A 1050-nucleotide genomic window follows, 5' to 3' on the forward strand; every position below is an offset into this window, starting at 1 on the left:
TGCTCAAGTGCATTTTTTAGTAACATATTTTTGTTTTTTTCGATGTTATTAACTTTTATTTTGATTTTATGCCCAATAATTTCTATCTCCTTTACGTAAGGTAATCCTTTTACAATGTCAATCCAATTTTGATCTTTCGCTGTGATTTCTAAGCTAATCCTATCTTTGCTATTGCAGTTTAACAATTCGGTGATTGTTGTATCTTCTATTTTTGATCCATTTTTTATAATTACAAATCGTTCGCATATTTCTTCCGCATCACCCAATATATGGGTTGATAATAAAATCGTTGTATCTTTTTTTATTTCTTTGATCAGATTTAACACTTCTCTTCGGCCGATTGGATCTAATGCGGATACTGGCTCATCCATGACAATAAGCGAAGGCTTATGCAATAGTGCTTGTGCAATACCGAGTCGCTGTTTCATTCCACCGGAAAATGTGCCAACTTTTAAATTTTCTTCACTACTTAGTCCAACTTTTGTCAAAATTTCAGGTATTGAATTTGTTAATTCTTCTTTTTGCAATCCAGAAAGTTGTCCCATGAACGTAAGTGTTTCTTTCGCTGTCATCCAATGAAAAAAGTTAGGGTACTGTGGTAGGTAGCCTATTTCCCTTTTCATTTTCGAAATTTTTTTCCCATTTAGCAAAACTTCGCCCGCGTGTGGGTCAATAATATCTGAAACCACTTTTATTAATGTTGATTTCCCAGCTCCATTCGGTCCAATTAAGCCGACACATTCTCCCGATTGCAGTTCCATCGAGAAGTTATTAACAGCGATTTTTTCTTTAAATGTTTTCGTCACATTTTTGATTTCTAATTTCATGTTCTCTCACTATCCTTTCGCCCTATAACAAAGTACAGAATTGGACCAAGTGTATTAACAAAAAGTATAATAAATGTCCAAATCAGAACGCTTTTTCTAGTTTTTCTATGTCTGTATAGATCAATTAATGCAATTAAAACTAATAGGGTACCTACCGCAATAAACGGCAATATTATGGGGATAAAAGCCATTAAGTCAATATTTTTTAATTCATCAAACCCAT

Annotated in this window: 2 protein-coding genes; both read right to left on the reverse strand. The window is 33.4% G+C overall.

The window, feature by feature from the left end:
• Positions 1–827 (reverse strand): ABC transporter ATP-binding protein (locus J4P91_RS29950; protein ID WP_207996798.1); only part of this gene is annotated, 827 nt, incomplete at its 3' end.
• The coding region (locus J4P91_RS29955) for a PLD nuclease N-terminal domain-containing protein (protein ID WP_207996799.1) at positions 824–1050 on the reverse strand (227 nt) is incomplete at its 5' end. The genes J4P91_RS29950 and J4P91_RS29955, both read right to left, overlap by 4 nt.

The organism is Bacillus sp. XF8, from assembly GCF_017498755.1.
Lineage (GTDB): Bacteria > Bacillota > Bacilli > Bacillales > Bacillaceae_G > Bacillus_A > Bacillus_A bingmayongensis.